Below are 21,750 nucleotides of genomic sequence, written 5' to 3'. Positions count from 1 at the left end.
ACATCAATTAGTTAGTAAGTATGGCCGGCGGTAGCTGAAAATGCCGTTCGATAGCATATCGGTTACACCGAAGCCGGCACTGTCGCCAAAGCCTTTGAGAACAAATTGTATACCAATGCTACTGTCCAGCTGGCTGGCCTGGGTAACATTACCTATTGGTAACTCAAGATCGGTCAGGATCTGACGTTTTGCTATTATTCGGACTGCCCAGCAACATGATTCGTATTGCATGCCTATGCTGGCGTCTATCATACGATGATTTGTCAGATCACGATAGTAACTGCCTACTAACTGCCAGTTATCGCTGACAGGCACAGTTCCAAGCACGCCAAGCTGCTGAATTTCCAATCCTGAGACTGCACGGCTGTATCTATGGTTCAACTGAAACATGCTTTTATCACTGGCCCGGTAATCCAGAGATACACTGCTTTTCATGATTTCGTCACTGTCGACATCGTACTGAACGGCTGAGCTGAAATACCATTTGCGGTACCAGTGCCAGATAAGTTCCGCGGCCAGCATTGACTCTGCAGAGCTCAAATCATCCGTTTCGTCATCTTGTATTGTCGGGTCTGACAAGAAGAAGATTTGGCCAAGGCTAAAGCGGAACAGCTCGTTGTCGACATTATCATAAAAGCGGCTGGTCCAGCCTACTGTGACCTGATTGGCTTCGTTAATCCGATCCAGGCCTGAATAACGGTTGATACGGAATAAACCATAATAGTCATCCTGCAGGCGGGTGGTATCGTACAGGCCGATATTGCTCTGATCACGGTAGGGGATATACAGATATTGAATTTGCGGTTCAAAAGTCTGCAGTGCCGGTTCGCCAAACCAGTCATACTCACGTTCAAAATTCAGCCTTGAATGCAGCCGTAGTTTGGGTAACGTACGGGTAACGGATGAATCAACCGCAAAAGCGTCGTCGGCAGCATTTTGCTGGTAGTAGGTATACAGCATACTGGCTTCTGCTGTCAGTTCAAATGCAGGTGTGACAAAAGGCAGGGTAATGGTTGGTTCAACATGCATACGGTCTGCATAATTAATGCTGGCTTCATCATTACGAAAATGCGCGTACTGTGCCTGCCAGGAGAAGTTCACATAAGGCAAAATCGTGATCGGCTTTGCCGCAGACAGACTAAGTTCCGGCAAGGCACTATAAGCTTTGTTGTAATTACCAAGAATTTCAAATCCCTGCAGCCTGAGTTGTGAATGCACCTGTTCGCCGTAATAGCTCAGCGCCGCCTCGCGCAGCAATTGGGTATCGCTTTGGTTATTATAATCTGAACCCAAATCAGTCAGGTAGGCATCATCGCTTACGTCAGTAAAATCTACATAAGCGCGCAGCTCAGGGGTAAAATCACTCAGATGGCTAAGGTGGCCCAGGTAGCGCGCGCCGAAGCCATCCGGCTTTTCATTATCTGAGCCCAGATATTCCAGCTGCAGGTTGCCCTGCTGCGTTTCAGTCAGGTAGCGCAACTCTGATTTTATTTGAGCGCCGCGTTTACTCATATAACGCGGCGTAAGGGTCATATCATAATTAGGTGCCAGATTCAGGTAATAAGGCAGCTCAAATTCAACGCCTAACTTTTGCGAACTGCCAAATTTGGGTAACAGCAATCCGCTTCGGCGTTGTTCATTTACCGGAAAGGTGATGTAGGGCAAGTACAGTACCGGGATATCTTTAATTTTAAAGATGGCGTGACGCGCCTCTCCCCAGCCTTCATCTGCCTCGATATTGATTTCACTGGCATGCAGCGCCCAGCTGTTGTCGCTGACAGGGCAGGTTGTAAACAACGCCTGGTCAAGCAGAACCTGCTGCTCTGACGCGGTCAGGTGCTCGGCATAACCACGTCCGGCCTGGGTCAGAAAGCGGTAGCTGGCATCATCCAGCCTGGCATTATTCTGTTGCATATCCGCACTGAAACGGCTGCCACTCACCTGTAAGGTACCGTTAAAATAGTCAAGGCCACCATCGGCTGTCATGGTTTGCGAAATACTGCTAAAAGATGCTCTTGGTGCCAGCAGCAAAGTATCGCGGTAACTAATCTCGACATTGCCGTTAAATTGAGCGTTTTGGTTGTCGCTAAGTGCTACGGAATCTGACGCAATGCTAATAGTTGGATCCGCCGCATTCAGGCTGGCCAGTGCAGCTGGCTGCTGTACCGGGATATAACATACTTCAGCGGGAGCTGCCTCGGCGTATGCGATTGTGCAGGCTGCGACAGCCGGAAGAAAAAAACACACAGCTAACCCATGCTTCATGCAGTACTCTTGCCTTACTTTTGTTTTCATTGCTTTTATTGACAGCGGACTCGCTATGATAAATCAATTTTAGAAATCCTGCTAATCCGATATAGTGCTGATGGTATTCTGCAGCGCAGTTAATGTGCGGCGATCGGTTTACTGTGCAAACGAATGAAGGGTGACGCTGTGTGGGGTAAAATACTTGGTGCGCTGTTTGGTCTGGCTTTATTGAAGCTGCCGGGGTTATTGCTTGGTATTCTGATAGGGCACTGGTTTGATCGGGCTTTTAGGTTGCAGTTTGAGCAAAATGGCGGCTTTAGCGCCTTGTTCAGAGATAATACTGACGAACAGGGATTATTCCGTTACACCACTTTCGCCACTATGGGGCACATTGCAAAAGCAACGGGTGTAGTTACTTCTTCCCATATCCAACAGGCCACTGTATTTATGGACCAGCTTGGGCTCGATAGTCATCAGCAACGTGAAGCCCAGGCCGCATTTCGTGATGGCAAAGCGGTTAATTTTCCACTGCGCCAGCAACTGCAGCAGTTTTACCACACCTACAGGCGTCGTAAAGACGTATTGCAGTTATTTCTGGAGATCCAACTCAGCATCGCCAATGTTAACGGCAATATGACGACAGCCCAGTATGGATTGCTGCAGCAGGTCGCCGGATATCTGAATTTCAGTGCTGCACAGCTGGATATGCTGTTGCAGGCTTATCAGGCGCAAAGCCGTTTTTCGTCCAGATCAAACCAACGACACAGTACCGGGCAAGCTAGTCTTGCCGATGCTTATCAGCTGTTGGGGGTGAGTCAGGACGTTTCCGATACAGCGTTGAAAAAGGCATACCGCAAACTGATGGCACAGCATCACCCTGACAAGCTTATGGCGCAAGGGGTGCCTGCCGAAATGTTAGATGTGGCTAAAAAACGGACGCAGGATATACAGGCTGCTTATGAACTGCTGCGCCAAAAGCGCAGTGGAAAAGCGTAAACTAAAGCCCAACTGAACTTAGCCAGCCGTATATCTCCTGGAATACCCATTGCTGGGTATCTGCATTGTAGCCTGAGCCATTGATCAGACGTTGACGGTAAACGGCTTTCAGATGCTTGTTAGCCAACTGTTTTCTGTAACGCAGTTGGCCGAGTACCATGCGGTTATCCTGACCAGTGCTTATGTCCAATGTTGGTACCTGATGTGTGGCCAGCGCTTTGGCAAAATCCTGGTTTAGCGCTCTCTCAGGCAAATAAGCGCCCAACATGATAAAGGCTGCCGGTTCAGCTAGCTGGGCATTGGCATATAGCTGGTTCAACAACGCTGCACTGCTACCCTGTGCTATAACAATAGTCACGCCGCTGTGCTGCTCAGCCTGTTGCTGAGCAGCAGCTAAACGTTCACGTAGGCTTTGCTGATAAGCCTGTAAGGTGTCAGCAGTCAGTTCAACAGGCAGTGAAGGCGGCATCAGTGCTAAAGTATACCAGCCGTAATCAGTCAGCTGCTGACGCAACAGGTTAATATATTTTGGACTTGCTGGGTGCTCGCTCGCATCGGGCAATAAGATGACAGTACCTTTGGTGTAGCTGGTCATGTTTTCGCGCTGTAGCAGCATAAATTCCTGCTGCTGTGCGGTTAGCTGCAGAATCTCATCGGCGGGCAACTGGCGTAGCAAATCTGCGTTGGCGTTTTGCTCAACGGATGTTGAGGCGTTTACCGTGAACGCCCACAGCAGAATTGTGAATAAAATAGTGCTGCTGACAAAACTGCGCCGCATAACAAAACCTTTAAAAGACAGTTAATCAGATATCGGCGGCTAACGGCACAGCTTTAAGGATTATTCGCAGCTACTGTCGTGGCAATCACATATTTGTGAAACGTATATAGAATCTGCGATTTGTAATTAAATTTAATATAGCCTGCCTGATGATCCAGCTTAGCTACACTGGGGGCATGCGGCAGAATAAAACAGTATTTGGTGGGTTTGATTTCTACCAATGCCTTGGCCATTTCCTGCAGTTGCTCATTTTCGGCCAGACGGGCAATCTCTGTTTCAGTGTTACAAACATGAGAATTTGCGCTTAGTGAGACTAAGACAGGTTGTTGTGCCGCGACGGTATAACTGCAAAGCAGCGCTGCAATGCCAAACAGGCTAAGTGATTTAAACATAGTGCACTCCACCCTGTTAAACTAATGCGTTGTCCCTATGACGGCCTAACAGGTGCTTGATACAGAAGATGGCAAATATCCGCTCATCGGTCAGGCATGCTAGCACAGCTTATTTCAATGGTGCAGCAGAAAATATCACTTGCGCAGCGAAAAAAGAAAAAGTCGCTGATAAACAGCGACTTTTTTTAACAACAGATAACCAGTTAAGTTTAACGCAGTACTGGTTCTTTAATCTTCGCAGTGACCTTAGCTTCAATACGCTGGTTAGCCCGGTGCGCTGCGCGGGTGTTGCCTTCAACACGTGGACGGGTTACACCGTAACCGATAGCAGTAATGCGTGACGGGTCGATATTAAAATCTTTCTTCAGCATATCTGCTACAGAGTTAGCGCGGCGTTCAGATAAGCGCATGTTGTAATCCGGGTTACCGATGTTAGACGCGTGGCCTTCAATCAGTACAGTAGATTCCGGGAAGCGCTGCATAAATGCACCCAAGCCCTCAACGTCGGATATTTTATCTGCCGGAATGGTAGCGGAATCGAACGGGAAGCGGACTTCGATGTCGATGTCACCCACTGAGGCCATTTTCTCTTCGTAAACCGTACAGCCGGTAGCATCAACCTTGTGGTTTGCCGGAGTGTTAGCACACTTGTCTGCGCTATCCACTACACCGTCAGCGTCAGTATCTGCAGGTGCAACCGGTTGTACAGGTGCCTGAGCGACCGGAGCTGGCGCCGGAGCCGGTTTTGGTGCAGGCGCTGCTGATGCTGAACCAAATACATAGGTCAGACCCACTTTAACACCCGCATCAGCGTAAGTTTCATCTATACCCTGATAGCGGTTCGCTTCGGCAAATAAAGCAAAATTCTGATTGAAGAAATGTTTATAACCGATACCAACATTAAAGGCAGTGGTATCCTGCACGGCATCAAAGCGTTTTAAACCACCTACCAGATAAACTGATGGTAGCTGTGATATGTGATACATGGCATCAAGACCGATACGATTGCCGTCAGCATCAGAACCGTCCAGTTTTGACTGCAGGTCAAGTTTAGCGAATTCAAGACGTAAGGCCCATTGTTCTGTCAGGTAATAACCCAGCTCAACACCATAGCCCCAATCTTTCTCCATATAATTCCATTCAGCGGACTCTGTTTTATCTAGATCCGGCATATAGTATTCACCGAACAAAGAACCAAACACACGTTCTTTTAAATCAGCTGAACTTACAGTGTCCGCCATTACTGCGCTGCTCAGTAGCGGGAATGCGGCTGCTACTGCTAAAAATGTTTTGTTAAGTTTCATCCATTTCTCCTTAAACTCACCTGAGTATTAAATGCAGATCATTTAAAATTATTTGAACTTAATATAAAAAATAGTAGTTCTGAATCAGTTAGCAACACTATGTGATAGATGTTATCTGACTAACATGAACCTTGGGTTAATATAATAATGATTTTATTCTGATTAAAACGGGCAGGGCGCAAAGCACACTATTGGTTGTGCACTATCAGGATGATTAAACTCCAGACGTTCTGCATGTAACAATAAACGCGGGGCGGCAAGAAAGGCGGCTTCAGCGGCATAAAACTTGTCGCCCAAAATCGCGTGTCCAAGCCATTGCAAATGCACTCTTAGCTGATGAGACCGCCCTGTAATGGGCGTCAGTTTTAACCTGCTGTGATCAGCGCTACGTTGCAGTACCTGATAATGGGTCAGGGACGCTTTACCATATTGGTAACAAACTTTCTGCTTTGGCCGGTTCGGCCAGTCACAAATTAATGGCAGGTCGATGCTGCCGGTGTCAGCGCTGACGATTCCGGCAACGTTGGCAATATAATGCTTTTTTGTTTCCCGCTGTTGGAATTGCCGGTTAAGCTCGCGCTGGCTGGCTGCACTCAGTGCCATCACCACAACACCAGACGTGGCCATATCCAGCCTGTGCACGATACGCACTGAAGGCCAGACTAGACGAGCCCGGTATTCCAGGCTGTCTTTATGCTCCGGCGCCTTCCCCGGCACCGTGAGTAAACCACTGGGCTTATTAAACACCACTACAGCATCATCCTGATACAAAATATCCAGATAGGGTGACTGCGGTGGCGTATAACTAAGCAACATCGTTAGTCATGGCTCACAACAATCAACCGTATCGCGTCCAGTTTTAATCGAGCCTTGCCGATAAACTCTGTCAGCTGTTGCTGCTGTGTGTTGAGCATATCTATCTCTTCCTGCCGTACAGAAGGATTAAATTTACGCAGGGCCACCAATCGCTCCTGCTGCGCACTAAGGCTGTCGGCAGCGCGTTTTTGGGCATTCGCTATGATGCGTTCCAGCTCTGTCTCAGCCTGCGACGTGGCTTTAGCGATCAGCGGATGTACCAGATTTTGCAGGGCGCTGGCCAATTTACTGCCTGTCTGGCGGCCAATAGGTTTGAGCTGCTTATTCAGCTGGTCAAAGCTGACATTGGCTGACAAGTTATTGCCGTTTTTATCCAGTAGTAAACGCACAGGTGTGGCTGGCAGGTAACGGCTCAACTGCAGTACTGGCGGAGCGCTGGCTTCAGCAATAAAGTTCAGTTCAAGCAGGTAACTGCCGGCAGGTAAAGCTTTATTGGCTAATATGGCTACGGAGCTGCTGCCATGTGGCTCATTGGTCAGAATGTCCAAAGTGCCCCGCACCATCGGATGATCCCAGGTTAACAGCTGAATGTCTTCTTCTGCCAGTGCGGTAGCACGATCAAAGGTCACGGTAACCCCCTCATCGCCCAAGCCGGGATAGCTGCTGCAATGCATATGCTCAGACTGAGTCAAGATAATGCTGGTATCGCTGCGGTCTTCCTGATTGATCCCCAGCATATCCCAGGCCTTAAGCATCAGCATCGGCAAAGCTGTGCCGTTGTCTTGCTGTTCCAGCTGCACCGCCAGTTGTTTGGCGACATTGCCACCACCAGAGTTTATTTCCAGCAGTTGGTCACGGCCTTGTTCCAGTTTCAGTTTCAGGCTGTCATTCAGCTCACGTGTGGCGTTGATCAGTTGAGCCAGAACTGCAGTATCAGCTGTGTTTTGCGCCAGTAGTGGTAATAAATCGGTGGCGAAATGTTCATATACGGTACGTCCTGTCTGGCAGGTATGTTCCAGCGCATTCAGGCCCTGATGATACCAGTTGAGCAGGACTTGCTGGCTGTGATCAGCAAAATAAGGTAAATGAATAGCGATATCTTCGCGTTGACCAATCCGATCGAGCCGGCCGATACGCTGCTCCAGCAAATCCGGGTTCAATGGCAGGTCAAATAGCACCAGATGATGAGCAAACTGAAAATTACGGCCCTCACTGCCTATTTCGGAACATAGCAGCAGTTGAGCACTGTAGTCTTCCTGCGCAAAATAGGCTGCGGCTTTATCTCGTTCCAGTATGCTCATGCCTTCATGGAACACCGCCGCCCTTATACCTTCACGTACCCGTACCGCTTCTTCCAGCGCAATAGCCGTTTCTGCGCGGGCGCAAATCAGCAGGAATTTTTCGTGCTTATGTTGTTTCAACAGTTGCAGCAGGTGATCAACCCGCGGGTCGAATTGCCACCAGTCATTATTCGCCCCAAGTTGCTGAAATACCTGCTCTGGGAATAAGTTTGCACTGATCCGCTCGGCCTCTGACAGGGCAGGGTTAAGGCTAAAATGCACTTTAAGCGCATTTTGGTACTGCTCGGGTAACGGTAAGGCAGCCAGATGAGCGTGACGTTTTGGAAAGCCTTTGACACTGGCGCGACTGTTACGGAACAGGATGCGGCCTGTTCCGTGACGATCCAGCAACTGTGACAGCAATTGCTGGCGCAGCGCTGCGTGCTCGTTGGCTGTTGCTTCATTAGCCAGTTGTGTCAGCAAACCACTGATGTCGGTTTCGCTTAATGCCTGCTGCAGTGCCCGGCTTTCTTCGCTTGTCAGCGCACGCTGCTCTAATAAAGGTTTCGCAATCGCAGCAATGTGCTGATAACTCTGCTCTTCTTTAAGAAATTCCTGATAGCTGTGGAAACGTGCCGGGTCCAACAGCTTTAACCGGGCAAAATGGCTTTCATGCCCAAGCTGATCAGGGGTAGCGGTTAACAAGATAACGCCTGCGGTGTTAGCAGACAGCTCGCTGATACGCTGATATTCTTCACTTGGCGTTTGCTCATTCCACTGTAAGTGATGTGCTTCATCTACCACCAGCAAGTCCCAGTGCGTGCCGACAGCCAGTTCATGCCAGCGCGGATGGTTTTTTAAGAACGCCAGGCTGCACAGCACCAGTTGTTCGGTTTCAAACGGGTTGGCGTTGTCCAGCAACGACTGTTCGCAGCGCTCTTGATCAAATACAGAGAAATGCAGATTAAAGCGGCGCAGCATTTCTACCAGCCACTGATGCTGCAGAGATTCCGGCACCACGATTAGCACCCGGCTGGCCAAACCACTTATCAGCTGCTGATGGATAATAAAGCCGGCTTCAATGGTTTTGCCCAGGCCCACTTCATCGGCCAGTAATACTCTTGGTGCATGGCGTTTTGCGACTTCGTTGGCAATGTGTAGCTGATGCGGAATTAAACTCACCCGGGGGCCTGATAAACCACGTAATGGGTTTTGCTGTTGCTCGTGCAGATGTTGCCAGGCCTGATAACGCAGTGTAAACCAGTCAAAGCGATCTATCTGGCCGGCAAACAGACGATCCTGTGGCTGATTGAAACTGATAAAGTGATCCAGAAAGGTTTCGCGCAGCTCAACGTAGCTGTCGTCATCAAGCCTGGTACCGCAATACACTAAGGTGTCGTGTTGGGTTTTTATCGCGCTGATCAGCAGTTTAAAACCGTCAGCACTGGCAACTTCATCGCCAACGTTAAATTGTACCCGGGTCAACGGTGCCTCTGCCTGTGCATAAAGGCGGGTCTCGCCACTGGCCGGAAACAGCAATGTCAGATGACGCCCTTCCAGCGCAACAATAGTGCCTAAACCTAAATCGGATTCTGTGTCGCTAATCCAGCGTTGTCCCAGCGCAAACTTCATTTGATAACCTATCAGCTAAAACGGGGGCGCTATGGTACTAGGAATCGGTTCGGCCTGCATCTGAATTTGTATCTGCAACTGAGCTGAATTGTCATTAAACTGACATGCGGTCGCGTCACATTATTGATGTACCTGAACCAGCTGCATATTTTGTAAATGGCTCAGACAAACTCCGGCAGTTGCACTATGCTTGTTTTATGACACAGGTACGTGGCCTGGGTCAGGCGAAGAGGAGAGCCGTATGGCGCGAAGAAAAAGTAAAGAAAAGAAAATCTACGTTCTCGACACAAACATCCTGCTACACGAACCTTTTGCCTTCCTAAACTTCCAAGAACATGACGTTGTGATCCCGATGACGGTATTGGAGGAACTTGACCATATCAAAGACCGGAATAAGGATGTCAGCCGTGACGCCCGTGTTGCAATTCGTGCATTAGAGGATGTATTAAAAGACGCCTCGCCGGACCAAATGTTACAAGGGGTGCCAGTGCCCCGGCAAGGTGAGCAGAAGCAAGGTGGCCACCTTATTATCGTTAATGATCATCATATTACTGATGAAATCCCCGGCTTGCCCGGTGGCGAGAATGATCATCTCATTATCAATACCGCGTTATATCTGCAAAAAGAAAAAAGCCCGACCAAAGTTATTCTGGTGACCAAAGACATCAATATGCGCCTGAAAGCTAAAGGTGCCGGATTAAAGCTGGTGGAAGATTACCGAACTGACCAGCTGATTGATGATGTGCGTTTTCTGTACAAAGGCTATTACAAATTCAGCGGTGACTTCTGGAGCCAGGTTGGTGAGTGCCGCAGCGAAAACGAGGGCCGGGAAACTTACCACTATGTCAATCGCAGCGTGTTACCCAATGCTTATATTAATGAATATCTGATTGATGAAGCTGAAGGCTTTGCCGGTAAAGTGGTTGCTATCACCGAAAAAGAAATCCGAATTATGGATTTTGGTTACGAGCGTCTGATGCACCGCCATGCCTGGGGCATACATCCGAAAAATGTTTATCAGGCGATGGCAATGCAGGCACTGATGGATCCCAACATCGATCTGGTCGTGCTAACCGGCCCGGCAGGTTGCGGTAAAACATTGATCGCGTTGGCAGCCGCACTGGAACTGGTGATTGAAAAAGGTATGTATGACAAAGTCATTGTTACCCGTAACACGCCGGAAATTGCCGAATCAATAGGCTTTTTACCGGGTACTGAAGAAGAAAAAATGGCGCCCTGGCTGGCGGCAATAACTGATTCGCTTGAAGTACTACACAAAACGGATGAGCATCCGCATGCCAGCGTTAATTACATAATGGAAAAGGCCAACATTCAATTTAAGTCAGTCAATTTTATGCGCGGGCGCAGTATTCAGAACGCGATTGTTATTCTGGACGAGTGTCAGAACTTAAGTGCAGCGCAGCTTAAAACTATTATTACGCGCTGTGGCGAAGGCACTAAACTGATTTGTTCGGGTAACTTGTCACAAATTGACAGCAATTACCTGACAGCGGTTACGTCCGGTTTAACCTATATTGTTGAGCGGTTTAAGAACTTTGAGGGCAGCGCGACTATTAATCTTAACGGTGTGGTGCGCAGTCGGTTGGCCTCGTTTGCCGAAACAAATTTATAACAAATAGATTGAAATTAAAGCCTGGTTGACTAATGATGCAGTTCAACTAGGCTTTTTGTTTTATATTTCTACGTCAGTCCTACCGGACATGCAAAAGGAGTTGCATGAAAAATCCAGTTTATATTGAATATCGCCGCAGTACCTTATTGGGCATTATTCTGGTGTTGCTGTTATCAGCCTTGGGTGCCGTTGTACATTATGTCCGTAGTCTCGACGATAATGTTGTGCAGACTAAATTCCGCCTCAGTACTGTTGGTAATCAGCTCGACAGTGAATTTGCTCCCGTGCTGGCCTTTATGGAGGCTGTGCGTCGCGCTTCATTACTGAAAATGAGCTTACCCGCAGTAGATACAGACGAATCTTTGCTATTGTTGCAGCTTAGTGATGGCCGTGATAGCCAGGTGGCAATCACTGCACCTGACGAAGGGGTTGATGCCGAGCTGCTGATGCTTTGGCGCCTGCAGCCTTATTTTGAGTTAGCCACTGAAACACAGCCACATTTGGTCGGCATGTATTATTTCTCTGAGCAGGGTTTTGCCTTTAACGGACAGGCTAAATGGTCTGATTATATCGTTGATCACCTGCTGCTGTGGTATCAAAAAAATATGCCTGAACCTGCCTATGAGCGCGGACAAATATTCTTTACGGAGTTTCTGCCCGGGCAGGCAGCAGTGATGCTGCCGTTATACGCCGAGGACAAGAAGTTAGGGCACTTTGTATTTGCGCTGGCATTGGAGCCATTGCTGGCACCGGTTTACCAGCAGCACAGTGATGCAGATTTCGTGCTGCTGGATCAATCCGGTCAGCTTATCAACAGTTCTCTGGCCCGTTCGCCACAGGATATCGACCAGCACGTCCTGCAGATCCAGCGGCTGAATACAATGCCCTGGTCGCTGGGGTTGCTGGAGCAGAAAACCAGCTTATTTGCGTCCGGGCTAAAAGAGTTTATCTGGCACTGGTTCAGTTATGCCGTGTTACTCGGCTTATTGCTGGGGGCGATGCAGTACCGTTACCGGCTGCGTACTCTGACACCTTTTAGCCGCCTACTGGTGCATATTGAGCGGTTGTCACAGGGCAGATCTCAGGGGGTGCGCCGTATCCCATTTGGCTGGCAGGATGTGTTCGAGCGGATAAGCCGTTTAAAGCATCCGCCGTCACAGTAGCTGATAACCAAACTGGCCATTGTCTGTATAGATTTGATACTGCGGGTCAATCTGGCCCGGAGCCAGCAACGCCGGGCCGGTAGCATCAACCAGCAGGTAGTCCCGGCCTTCTATATTGACGGTCATATCTTCCGGTGTCACCTGTAGTTGAACCGCCAATACCGCATGTTGTGGCAGATAGACCATCGCCAGTTTGACATCTGGTAGCAGCATCCTGAGCAAGGCAGCCAATAACACGGCTTTGCTATCGCAATCGCCACGGTTCTCCTGCAGTAACTTAAGCGGTGGGCTAAAACTGGCGCCGGATGAACGCTGCCGGTCTGATAGGTCCTGATAAGGGATCTGCTGTATCCATGCACTCAGCGTCAATAACGCCTGTCGGGTCGGGACGTTTGCCAGCTTGCCGTGCCATGCTGTGGCAACAGGCAATAGATCCTGCAGACTGTCCTGCATAATGCGCGCATGATCTGGAATAATCGCCCGCGCATTCCACGGCAGAGCCTGCACATAATAATATTGTTGCTGCAGGTAAAAGGCTGTGCGCTCTGACATCAGTTGCTGCAGTTCTGTATCGACCTTGTCCAGCAGATTGCTATCTGCCACCAGCAGTTTGTAATGCAAGGCGTCTTTGCCGGGCAGCCGCTGTAGCCGTGCGCCCGGATATTGCGCGACATGGGCGCGTAGATCCCGCCACAGGTATTGTTGTAACAGTGCCGGTTTCAGGGCGCGGAACTGACGAAAGTGGGAGTTCAGCGTGTTGTTATTGATACTGAAACTCAGTTGTTGCGGGGAACCCCCAAGGTCAAACTGGTAGCTAAAGAGCATTTGCTGCGGCGATGGCTGCAACAGTAGTCGTAGCGGCGCCGCCTGACACAGCGGCGTTAGCAGTAACAGACAAAGTAGCAGTCTCATTCAGCTCCGGATGATTTTCAGACGAAAGCGTTGGTATAGCACCAAGCATAATGCCAGCAGCGCCAGGATACCAGTTGAACCTGCGGATACTTCGACTGATGAGCTGTTTTCGTGGTAGCTATCGCGGCCATAATCTTCCAGTGGAAGATAATCCAGACTACTGTCGTCAAAGCCGGAAATCTCTGCCAGCAAATAGCCGGTCTGCGCATCAAACAAACGGATCGTCAGCAGGTAATCATCGGCAGCGAAATGCTGGTCCAGCACAGTGTCAACCGCCAGCCAGTCATTGCTGCTCTCCCGGAATAGCTCAAATACACTACTGGTGTAATACAGCCGTTCAGCCCCGTAAGTTGGCAACAAGGTAAATTCGGCAAATACCTGCTGATAGGGTACCGATGTGTCTGCATCAAATTCCACTTCGAGCCGGTGATAATAACCATTGCTGTTAATGTCGCCACTCAGATATATATCAACGCTGTGAAACCAGACATGGCTCTGGTAGGCCTGTGTCACTATGTTGTTCAGTTTGCTGCTTTGTCTGGCTTCCAGTTGCGCCGGCGCGGTAGTGCTGAATGTCTCAACGCTGCTGCTATCGCTGGCTATGGCACTACCCAGTGGCATGATTGCCAGTAACAGGCAGTTTAACAGCCCCAGTTTGATGTTTTTCATAACAGATTCTCCGTTTGCTTTGTTACTATTACAGGCTGGCGGCATGAATTTTGGCTGAACTTCAACGTAAAGGATGTGTAAAGCAATGAAACTGGTACGCACTTTGGTGGCACAGCAGGGCATTAATGCCATTGATTTACTCAGCCAGCAGGTACCTGAGCTATCGAAAGGCCGGCTGAAAGATGCGATGGCAAAGGGCGCTGTACTATTAAGTGGTAAACCGCAGAAGCGTTTGCGGCGCGCACAAACCAAGCTGCACAGCGGCCAGCAACTCCAGTTACACTATGATGACGATATTCTGCAGCGCAGTTGTGCTGGTGCTCTGCTGATAAGTGATCAGCAGCAATACAGTATCTGGTTTAAACCTGCCGGTATGTTGTCGCAGGGCAACGAATGGGGCGACCATCTGTCGCTGCTGCGCGCAGCCGAGCAGCACTTTGCCGCTAAACGTCAGGTATTTCTGCTGCACCGTCTGGACCGTGAAGCCAGTGGCCTGGTTATGCTGGCTCACAGTAAACAAGCTGCCGGCGCGCTGAGCAAACTGATTGCAGAACACCAAATCAGTAAACAGTATTTGATCCGCGTGAAAGGCCAATTATCAGCAGCGCTGCTGCAACAGGGTACGATCACAGCACCGCTGGATGGCAAAGCCTGCCTGACCCGGTTTTCTCTGCGTCGCTATGATAGTGGCACTGAGCAAAGCTGGCTTGACATTGAGCTGATTAGTGGACGTAAACACCAGATCCGCCGCCATTTTGCCGACATCGGTCACCCGGTAATGGGTGACCCGCAGTATGGAAAAAATAATAAAGACGCGTCAGGCCTGGCCTTACAGGCCGTCAGCCTGAGCTTTACCTGCCCCAAAGCGCGAAAAATGGTGCGCTATGCATTACCGCCAGAGTTGCTGCTGACTGCAGACCAGACTGCTCAGGCCAGTTGATCGGCGACAGTCGCTGGCAACACAGTGTTGTTGCAGGTCAGTTCAATACCGCCAAGCCGGATGGCATTGAGCAAATCCTGTCTGACCATATTGCTGCGCCATTCGCATGCTCTGTGCTGCCGGCTGTGCAATGCCATCAAGCGAGGTTGACGGTGGTCAGTTGATGGCCGGGCACAAAGCGCCAGACTTAGCCAAAGCGCTTCACGCAGTGCGTTAATCTCTTTGGTTAACCAGGGGCTTTCCAGTAAGTCTGATACCGGCAGCTGCAAACTGATGAGCTGTTCAGTTGCCAGAACCTCTGGCAGCAATTGTTGTAACTGCCCGGCCAGTGTCTGCTGTATTAGGCTGTCCTCGCTCTCAGAGTGCACGGCAAGCCACAGCACGTCATCATATAAACAGCTGGCAAATACGGCCATGGGCAACTGTTGCTGAAACTGCTGTAACACCGCCAGCAGTTGCTGTTCACCGTGTTGCATTTTTAATTGCTGGCTATTGTTGAGTCCATAAGCCAGTATATTGATATTAGGTTTGGCTGAATGTTGCTGTAAGCGCTGACAAAAACTGTTCCAGTGGTTTTGCTGCTTTGGCTCACTGCGCGCTATGCTATTACGGCGTAATATTGCTATAGCAACCAGTAAGGCTGCTGCCAGCAACATGCAAAACGCCGCCAGCAGATAGATGTACAATAGTTGGCGCTTATTCTGCTCTTTTACCGTATTGGCAGCAATATCGGCATCAGGTGCTGCTTTGGCCTGCTGCAATCCCTGATTGATTAAATCAAGCTGCAACTTACTTTGTTCCGCCAGTTGCTCAAAGCGCAGAGTATTGGCCTGCTGGCTGTTTTGATATGCCTGTACCCAATCGCCCTGTCCGGCAGATAGCCTGGCAGACAGATCATGAAAGCGATAGCGCAGGTAGGCTGCTGCCTGTGGCATGTTCGGCGCAATTTCCTGCAGTAATTCATCCGCTTGCGCATGTTGCTGGCGTTGCAGCAGTAAATCGGCCAGTGCCAGGCTGGTTTCCTGCAGGTAGGTTTGTACCTGTTGTTGCCGGAATAACTGCAGTGCATCAGTAAAATACTGCAGGGCCAGTTCTTCATGTTGCTGCACTACTGCCAGTCTGCCAAGCCCCAGCGTGACGATGCCGACCCGCAATAAATCGTTCTGTTCATGCGCCAGTTTCAGTGCTTCATCCAGATAAGCAGCAGCTTCAGCAGCTGTCTGGTTATCTTCCAGATAAGTCTCAGCGATATAGATAAGGGTATAGGTATAACTGGAATGGCGCTGCAGATGTTGATAGCGCTGCTTGGCTTCGAGTAAATGTTGCAGAGCCTGGCTGTGGTATTCGATCTTACGGTATGCCATACCAAGGCGAAGGTGGATTGACGCCAGCGCATCGTCATCCTTCAGCTGGGTTGCCAACACCAGCGCACTATTCAGCTGCTGATAAGCCTGGCTATAGGCGTTGTTCTGCAGCATTAGTCTGCCAAGCGTAATGCGGGCTTTGAGCTCGGCTTCGGGTTGCTGTTGCCTGACTGCCAGCGCCAGACTGCGCTCGGCATAAGGTAAAGCCAGTGGAATATTGCCCAGCTGATTATAAGCCTGAGCGAAATTTTGTAGCACATCGCTGTATAGCGCCAGGCTGGCTGCATCTTCAGCGTGTTGCAGCAGGTGTTCTGCCCGTTCCAGCTGCGTAATGGCAATAACAGTATCTCTGTACAAAATACCGTAAATCTGTGCTTTTAGCAGGTAAGCATAAGCCTGCAGGTAAGGCTTGTGGCTAATGTCAAGTGCATGGCTGACGGCGTCCATAGCGGCATCTTTATTGCGCAGCCGCAACTGGGCCCCGGTCAATACCAGCCAGTCTTCATCTGTTAAGCTATCGGCAGGGCGGGATAGTAACTGATTGCTGATTTGCTCTGCATTATCTGAAGCCTCGACCATACGCGATGACAGCGGTTCGGCCTGTGCAGTAAAACCACATAGCAGCAATATTAAGATCATCACAGGCATATTAATGGCATGCATATATTAGTATTTTCTTCGCAGTGTAACGGGTATTGCAGGCTGAGCCTATACCCGGTTTAGCACTTTGCCGCTGATAAAGGCATCAATATTCTGCTTTAACTGCGCCACCATGCGCTGGCGTGCTTCTGCGCTGGCCCAGGCCATATGCGGCGTAATGATCAGATTTGGCAGTGCTGCGCGCAGCAGTATGTGATCAGCTGACGGCGGCTCCTCTGATAATACATCCAGTGCGGCGCCACCCAACTGGCCATTTTGCAGCGCGTTTAACAGCGCGCCTTCGTCAATCAGACCTCCGCGCGCGGTATTGATTAGCAAGGCGCCGGGTTTTATTGCCGCCAACACCGGCTGATTAAACAGTTTTTCTGTATGTGCGTTCAGCGGACAATGCAGTGAAATTACATCTGCCTGTGCCAGAGCGGTTAAAAACGGCACCCGGCCACTACGGCAACTGACTGCACCCGGCTGTTCAGCAACGATAATCTGCATTCCAAAAGCCTGTGCCAGCTGAGCGCTGGCCTGACCCAAAGCACCGTACCCGATAACGACAAAGTTTTTCCCAGCCAGCTCTGTCACCGGATAATCCAGCAGACAAAAGTGTTTACTGCGACTCCAAAGGCCATCTGCAACGGCCTGGTGGTATTGTGATATTTTATTGGTCAGTTGCAGCAGCAAGGCGATAACATGCTGTGGCACAGCAGTATTGGCATAGCCCCGTACGTTGCACACACTAATACCCAGTTGGGCGGCGGCATCAAGGTCGACATTATTGACGCCGGTGGCAGCGATACACACCAGTTTTAAATTTGGCAATTGCTGCAGCGCTGCAGCACCCAGCTGTACTTTGTTGACGATGGCGATACTGGCCTGAGCCAGCCGGCTTACTACGTCTTCTGCCGGGGTATGTTCAAAGCATTGCAGCGCAACATCGCCATTGGCTAATACCGATAAATCTGCATCACCCATTGAGCCTGCGTCGAGAAAAACGATGTTATGCATAAAAGCTCCTGCGCTTTAATGTATCAGTATTGGAAAATGGCGTGTTATAACAGCGCTTTGACGACAGGTAAACCGCCCCGCAATAAAACTATGCTAAAGTCGTACCCTTTGTATCATCTGATTGAACCACATTGTTCCCGGAGCGAGTTATGCTGCCTGCGCGTTTTCAGCCAATATTGTTTGCCTTTATCATGTCAGGCTTTATGGCATTTTTAATGTCAGGTATCCTGACATTTATCAATTTAGGCTGGTTTAGCGGTTTTTTTCAGGCCTGGATTAAAGCCTATCTGTACGCGCATGCTTGTGCATTTCCGCTGGTATTTATTTTCGCACCGCTCAGCCGCAAACTGAGCATGCGTTTAACCCAGGCTGCAGGTCCGCGCATTAGCGATAACTAATATCTTTGTACATGGGTGCCAGCAGAGCCAATAACTGGTTTTGCGCACTGATGCTGATATGTTGCTGCTGCATTACCTTAATTAAATGGCCAACTAATGCATCGTAATCGGCCAGGGTAATATTAAAACCAGTATGGCTTTCTGCCATGCTGCCGCCGGTGTAAGTGCAGGGGCCACCGCTGATTTCACATAATTGCTCCGCCAGCAAACGGCGAAAACGCTCAATATCGGTATCTGCAAAATGGTGCACAATACGGCTGTCATGTTCTATTTCATAAAGCAAGCCGTCGGTAATAGCACTGATGCCGGCGTCACCTCCCAGCTGCTGGTATAGGCTGGGTGTTGGTGTTTGGCTGCAAGCCGTTATCAGCGTTAGCACTAAAACAGTTAACCACCTCATTACCAGGCTCCTTCTACTGACAGATAATAACCCTGCTGGTTATTCAGGCCGGCAATACTGCCCAAATCCACATAACCAGCGGTCACGGACAGGTGTTTGTTAACAAACCAGGCCACAAACACATCGCGCCAATGCTGCTCGTCAGCAAAAGCCAGCTCATCAGGCTTTTGTTTAAACTCTACACCTATCGCCACATTGTAATTCAGCAGCAAAGCGGCTGAGCCTTCAAACATCAGGCGATAATTATTATTGTCGGCACTGCCAAAACCCAGTAAACCGGTCTGGTTTGCTTTCGTTGCGCGTAAGGTAGCGTTAAGTAGCAGATTGCGCCCGGCAACTTGATTGAATAGTACTTTGCTTGCTGCAAGATAAACATCAAGCCCGCTGTCATCGCGTGCGCCCACTGCTTGTGGCAATGTAAAGTCGTGCAGTTTTTTGTATTGTGCGCCAAGGCTGATCTGCGGCAGGGCAGTATAAAGCAGTTGCCCTGCCAGGCGGTATTTCACCGAGATAATGTTCTGGCTCAGCTCGCCACCTATACTATCCAAAGCAAATCGTTGCCTTGCGACAGACCATTCCCAATTGTTGTCGTATGCCAGGCTGGCGCCGATTGAGTTCAGCGTAAAATCGTCTACGCCCACCCGGCTGATAAAGGCAGTAGCGGCCATTTCGCCACTGCTGGCATAGCCGTTAATGACCGCCCAGGGCACAATGCCGCCACCGGCACTGCCTTCTATTGACGACGTACCGCCAGTGGCAATAATTTTACTGTTTGCCGCGCAGCAGCAACTAAAAATCAGGCCGGCAGTCAGGGTAAAAAGCGTTGTTTTCATTGCCGCTCCTTCCGGGCAAACCATTGCTGTTTTTGCTCTGAAAATTGTTTTATCCAGGCCGAGAATTTTTCTGCTTCCAGCGGGCGGGAGAAAAAGTATCCCTGAACTTTATTGCACTGGCACTGCAGCAGTTCTGCTAACCCTGCCGGGTTTTCCAAACCTTCGGCCGTCACAACCAAGCCAAGGCTGTGGGCAAGCTGTGTCGTAGCCTTAACAATTAAAGCATCATTGTTGTTGTGATGAATATCTTTAACAAAGGCCCGGTCTATTTTTACCTCATGCACCGGCAGTTGCTTAAGGTAAGCCAGTGATGATTGTCCGGTACCAAAATCATCAATCGCCAGGTGTATCCCAAGCGTTCTTAGTCGCTCCAACTGCGCAATAATCGTCGCAGTATCCTGCATGATCGCGCTTTCAGTGACTTCCAGTGATATTGCATCATGTGGTACGTCATATTGATGTAGCAGCTGTAAAATCGTATCTGCCAGCTTAGGGTTGAGTAAGTCGTGTACCGACAAGTTTATTGCAACGGTAACGGTGAACCCTGCAGCCCGCCATGTCGCCAGCTGCACAATTACATGTTGCAGCATCCAGTTAGTGATTAAGCCTATATTTCCCGAGTGTTCAGCTAAACGGATAAACTCATCCGGTGCGACGAAGCCCAGACTAGGATGCTGCCAGCGGATCAGTGCTTCCGCTTCTTTACAGCTTTGGTCATGAATATCTACTTTGGGCTGGTACACGGCAAAAAACTGGCCCGATTCCAGCGCATACGGTATGTCGCGGATCAGGGTAAGCTCACGCTGATGCAGTTCATCTTGTCCGGGCAGATATTCGGCAATACGCTGTGGTGTCTGTCTGGCATTTTCAAGGGCTATGTCGGCCCGTCTGAGGGCATCATTTACGCTACATTGTTGGCGTGAGAAAGGATAAATGCCAATACAAAGCTTCAGATTAATATGCGAGTTATCAACGTTGTAACCTGAAAGCGCAGTGGCAAATAAAGCGGATAACTGTGTTGCGGTAAACCGGTGCTGATAAACCAGTAAAAATTCGTCTGCCCCTAGCCTCGCCAGCAAATCCGGGGCTTGTGGCAACTGAGCGAGACGCTGGGCTAACTGCTGCAGCAAAATATCGCCGGTACTAAAGCCCAGTACTTCGTTAATATGTTTAAAGCGTTCAATATTGACGATTAATATACAGCCATCATGTTGTGCCAATATGACTGGCAGCAGGCGCTCTACTGCGGTGCGGTTAAACAGGCCGGTTAACGTGTCGTGCTCTGCATTGTGACGCAGTTGCAACTCGCGTTGTTTGATGTCTTGCTGCATTGCACTTAACGTGCGGCCTAACACTGCAACTTCGTCTTTACCCTGCACCGGAATGGTCTCGTCAAAGCCCTGACCTATACGTCGGGCAAAGTAACTTAGTGCTTTAATTGGCTGAGTAATACTGCGGGCAAAGAAGATACCTACAACTAACGTCAGTGAAAGTGCTACACCAAAGATAATGAATAATTGTTGCCGGAATGCCAGATAACCATCCAGCCAGCGCGAATGCTGAAGGTGCTGCACCGCCCACAGCTGATTGTTTTTATCCAGCGGTAAAGCCAGTGACACATAGTCTTGCTCTGGGTTTTCGTAGGGCAGCCCTGGCTGGTTAATCAGGGTATTTAACATGGCGGGCAGTTTTTGCGCACTGCTGTTATCCAAAGTAGAAATATACAGCTTAAATTGTTCAGTCTGCTGAGAGACAAAACTGATTTCTAAACCGGTAATCGCCACTATTTGCTCAGCCAAAGGCATATCCAGCGGAAACCCCATGCCAACCCAGGCAATAAGATTAGGCGCTTTTACCGGCGCCAGTACCAGTTGGTAAGGCTGCCCGGCCAATTGCAATACATCAGTAACCGGGGTATTGCTGTTTTGCGCGCTTTGGTTAAAAACCGGCATCACGTCACTGGCGCGCAGCTGCTTTTCCGAGCTCGCCAGCAGTTCACCGCTGGGGGACATCAGTAGCATCAGGCTGGCGTTAATGCGGCTACCATGATTGGCTAATACCGACTCAATTGTCTCCTGCTCTGCGGTGGCGACTGCGCGGCGAAAGCCAAAGTCGGCGGCCAAAACCTGTACGCTGCTGCTTAATTGTTTTGCCCGGTTATTCAATGCCTCCAGCAGCACTTTACCGCCTACTGCTAAAAACTGTCGGGTTTGCACTTCACTGTCACGCTTCATCGCTGTAAGTGTGGCTGTGGCCGTAGCCGCCGCCAAAGCACTGAGTAGCAGCAATAGCACCGCGATGAGCTTGGTTCTGACAGAGCGAAACTGCATGTGC

General features: G+C 49.6%; 18 protein-coding genes. 5 read left to right on the top strand and 13 right to left on the bottom strand.

Annotated features, from left to right (window positions below):
* Positions 1 to 3: 3 nt before the first annotated feature.
* Positions 4 to 2,265, bottom strand: coding sequence for an LPS-assembly protein LptD (locus AC5SV9_RS08320; protein ID WP_397471307.1), 2,262 nt, complete (start codon positions 2,263 to 2,265; stop codon positions 4 to 6).
* Between the two features lie 168 nt (positions 2,266 to 2,433).
* Here AC5SV9_RS08320 and djlA point away from each other — a divergent pair, with 168 nt between their 5' ends.
* Positions 2,434 to 3,243: a co-chaperone DjlA gene (djlA, locus tag AC5SV9_RS08315; RefSeq protein WP_475148025.1), complete on the top strand. Its 810-nt coding sequence runs from the start codon at positions 2,434 to 2,436 to the stop codon at positions 3,241 to 3,243.
* 1 nt (position 3,244) lies between these two features.
* Here the strand turns inward: djlA and AC5SV9_RS08310 are convergent, their stop codons facing one another.
* The 5 genes from AC5SV9_RS08310 to rapA all read right to left on the bottom strand — a co-directional run bounded on the left by AC5SV9_RS08310 (position 3,245) and on the right by rapA (position 9,445).
* Positions 3,245 to 4,021, bottom strand: a complete 777-nt coding sequence (locus AC5SV9_RS08310; protein WP_475148023.1) for a DUF3530 family protein — start codon at positions 4,019 to 4,021, stop codon at positions 3,245 to 3,247.
* A gap of 53 nt (positions 4,022 to 4,074) precedes the next feature.
* Complete coding sequence (locus AC5SV9_RS08305) at positions 4,075 to 4,413, bottom strand: hypothetical protein (protein ID WP_475148021.1); 339 nt, start codon at positions 4,411 to 4,413, stop codon at positions 4,075 to 4,077.
* Positions 4,414 to 4,622: 209 nt separating this feature from the next.
* Positions 4,623 to 5,717 carry an OmpA family protein gene (locus AC5SV9_RS08300; RefSeq protein WP_475148018.1) on the bottom strand — a complete coding sequence of 365 codons (1,095 nt, stop codon included), beginning with the start codon at positions 5,715 to 5,717 and terminating at the stop codon, positions 4,623 to 4,625.
* Positions 5,718 to 5,879: 162 nt separating this feature from the next.
* On the bottom strand, positions 5,880 to 6,533 hold the full coding sequence (gene rluA / locus AC5SV9_RS08295; RefSeq protein WP_475148015.1) for a bifunctional tRNA pseudouridine(32) synthase/23S rRNA pseudouridine(746) synthase RluA: 654 nt from the start codon (positions 6,531 to 6,533) through the stop codon (positions 5,880 to 5,882).
* 2 nt (positions 6,534 to 6,535) lie between these two features.
* Positions 6,536 to 9,445, bottom strand: a complete 2,910-nt coding sequence (gene rapA / locus AC5SV9_RS08290; RefSeq protein WP_475148012.1) for an RNA polymerase-associated protein RapA — start codon at positions 9,443 to 9,445, stop codon at positions 6,536 to 6,538.
* A 241-nt stretch (positions 9,446 to 9,686) separates the two neighbouring features.
* Between rapA and AC5SV9_RS08285 the strand changes: the two genes are divergently transcribed.
* On the top strand, positions 9,687 to 11,078 hold the full coding sequence (locus AC5SV9_RS08285; RefSeq protein ID WP_475148009.1) for a PhoH family protein: 1,392 nt from the start codon (positions 9,687 to 9,689) through the stop codon (positions 11,076 to 11,078).
* A gap of 104 nt (positions 11,079 to 11,182) precedes the next feature.
* Positions 11,183 to 12,241, top strand: a complete 1,059-nt coding sequence (locus tag AC5SV9_RS08280) for a hypothetical protein (protein ID WP_475148006.1) — start codon at positions 11,183 to 11,185, stop codon at positions 12,239 to 12,241.
* Here AC5SV9_RS08280 and AC5SV9_RS08275 read toward each other — a convergent pair.
* Positions 12,233 to 13,153 carry a hypothetical protein gene (locus tag AC5SV9_RS08275; RefSeq protein ID WP_475148004.1) on the bottom strand — a complete coding sequence of 307 codons (921 nt, stop codon included), beginning with the start codon at positions 13,151 to 13,153 and terminating at the stop codon, positions 12,233 to 12,235. The two genes, AC5SV9_RS08280 and AC5SV9_RS08275, sit on opposite strands and share 9 nt — an antisense overlap.
* The gene (locus AC5SV9_RS08270) at positions 13,154 to 13,822 is read right to left on the bottom strand and encodes a choice-of-anchor H family protein (RefSeq protein ID WP_475148001.1); all 669 of its coding nucleotides are present in this window, start codon (positions 13,820 to 13,822) and stop codon (positions 13,154 to 13,156) included.
* An 85-nt stretch (positions 13,823 to 13,907) separates the two neighbouring features.
* Between AC5SV9_RS08270 and AC5SV9_RS08265 the strand changes: the two genes are divergently transcribed.
* The gene (locus tag AC5SV9_RS08265) at positions 13,908 to 14,762 is read left to right on the top strand and encodes an RluA family pseudouridine synthase (RefSeq protein ID WP_475147999.1); all 855 of its coding nucleotides are present in this window, start codon (positions 13,908 to 13,910) and stop codon (positions 14,760 to 14,762) included.
* Here AC5SV9_RS08265 and AC5SV9_RS08260 read toward each other — a convergent pair.
* Together AC5SV9_RS08260 and AC5SV9_RS08255 are read right to left on the bottom strand one after the other, a co-directional pair.
* Complete coding sequence (locus AC5SV9_RS08260) at positions 14,750 to 16,789, bottom strand: tetratricopeptide repeat protein (RefSeq protein WP_475147996.1); 2,040 nt, start codon at positions 16,787 to 16,789, stop codon at positions 14,750 to 14,752. The genes AC5SV9_RS08265 and AC5SV9_RS08260 overlap by 13 nt on opposite strands.
* A 45-nt stretch (positions 16,790 to 16,834) precedes the next feature.
* Positions 16,835 to 17,785: a D-2-hydroxyacid dehydrogenase gene (locus tag AC5SV9_RS08255; protein WP_475147994.1), complete on the bottom strand. Its 951-nt coding sequence runs from the start codon at positions 17,783 to 17,785 to the stop codon at positions 16,835 to 16,837.
* Positions 17,786 to 17,934: 149 nt separating this feature from the next.
* On the opposite strand from AC5SV9_RS08255, the gene AC5SV9_RS08250 reads away from it, so the two are divergent.
* Entirely contained in the window at positions 17,935 to 18,183 is a 249-nt protein-coding gene (locus AC5SV9_RS08250; protein ID WP_475147991.1) for a DUF2798 domain-containing protein, read from the top strand.
* Here the strand turns inward: AC5SV9_RS08250 and AC5SV9_RS08245 are convergent.
* Genes AC5SV9_RS08245 through AC5SV9_RS08235 form a run of 3 tightly spaced genes read right to left on the bottom strand, consistent with a single transcriptional unit; the run spans position 18,170 to position 21,746 of the window.
* On the bottom strand, positions 18,170 to 18,583 hold the full coding sequence (locus AC5SV9_RS08245) for a group I truncated hemoglobin (RefSeq protein WP_475147988.1): 414 nt from the start codon (positions 18,581 to 18,583) through the stop codon (positions 18,170 to 18,172). The two genes, AC5SV9_RS08250 and AC5SV9_RS08245, sit on opposite strands and share 14 nt — an antisense overlap.
* Positions 18,583 to 19,416, bottom strand: coding sequence for a DUF3034 family protein (locus AC5SV9_RS08240; protein ID WP_475147986.1), 834 nt, complete (start codon positions 19,414 to 19,416; stop codon positions 18,583 to 18,585). Before AC5SV9_RS08240 ends, AC5SV9_RS08245 begins: the two co-directional genes overlap by 1 nt.
* A complete protein-coding gene (locus tag AC5SV9_RS08235) occupies positions 19,413 to 21,746 on the bottom strand; it encodes a bifunctional diguanylate cyclase/phosphodiesterase (protein ID WP_475147985.1) in 2,334 nt (777 codons plus the stop codon). The genes AC5SV9_RS08240 and AC5SV9_RS08235 overlap by 4 nt, the downstream gene beginning before the upstream one ends.
* Between the last annotated feature and the right edge of the window lie 4 nt (positions 21,747 to 21,750).

This window comes from Rheinheimera sp. ATLC3 (assembly GCF_059429535.1).
This window is presented reverse-complemented; position numbering and strand designations above follow the sequence as displayed.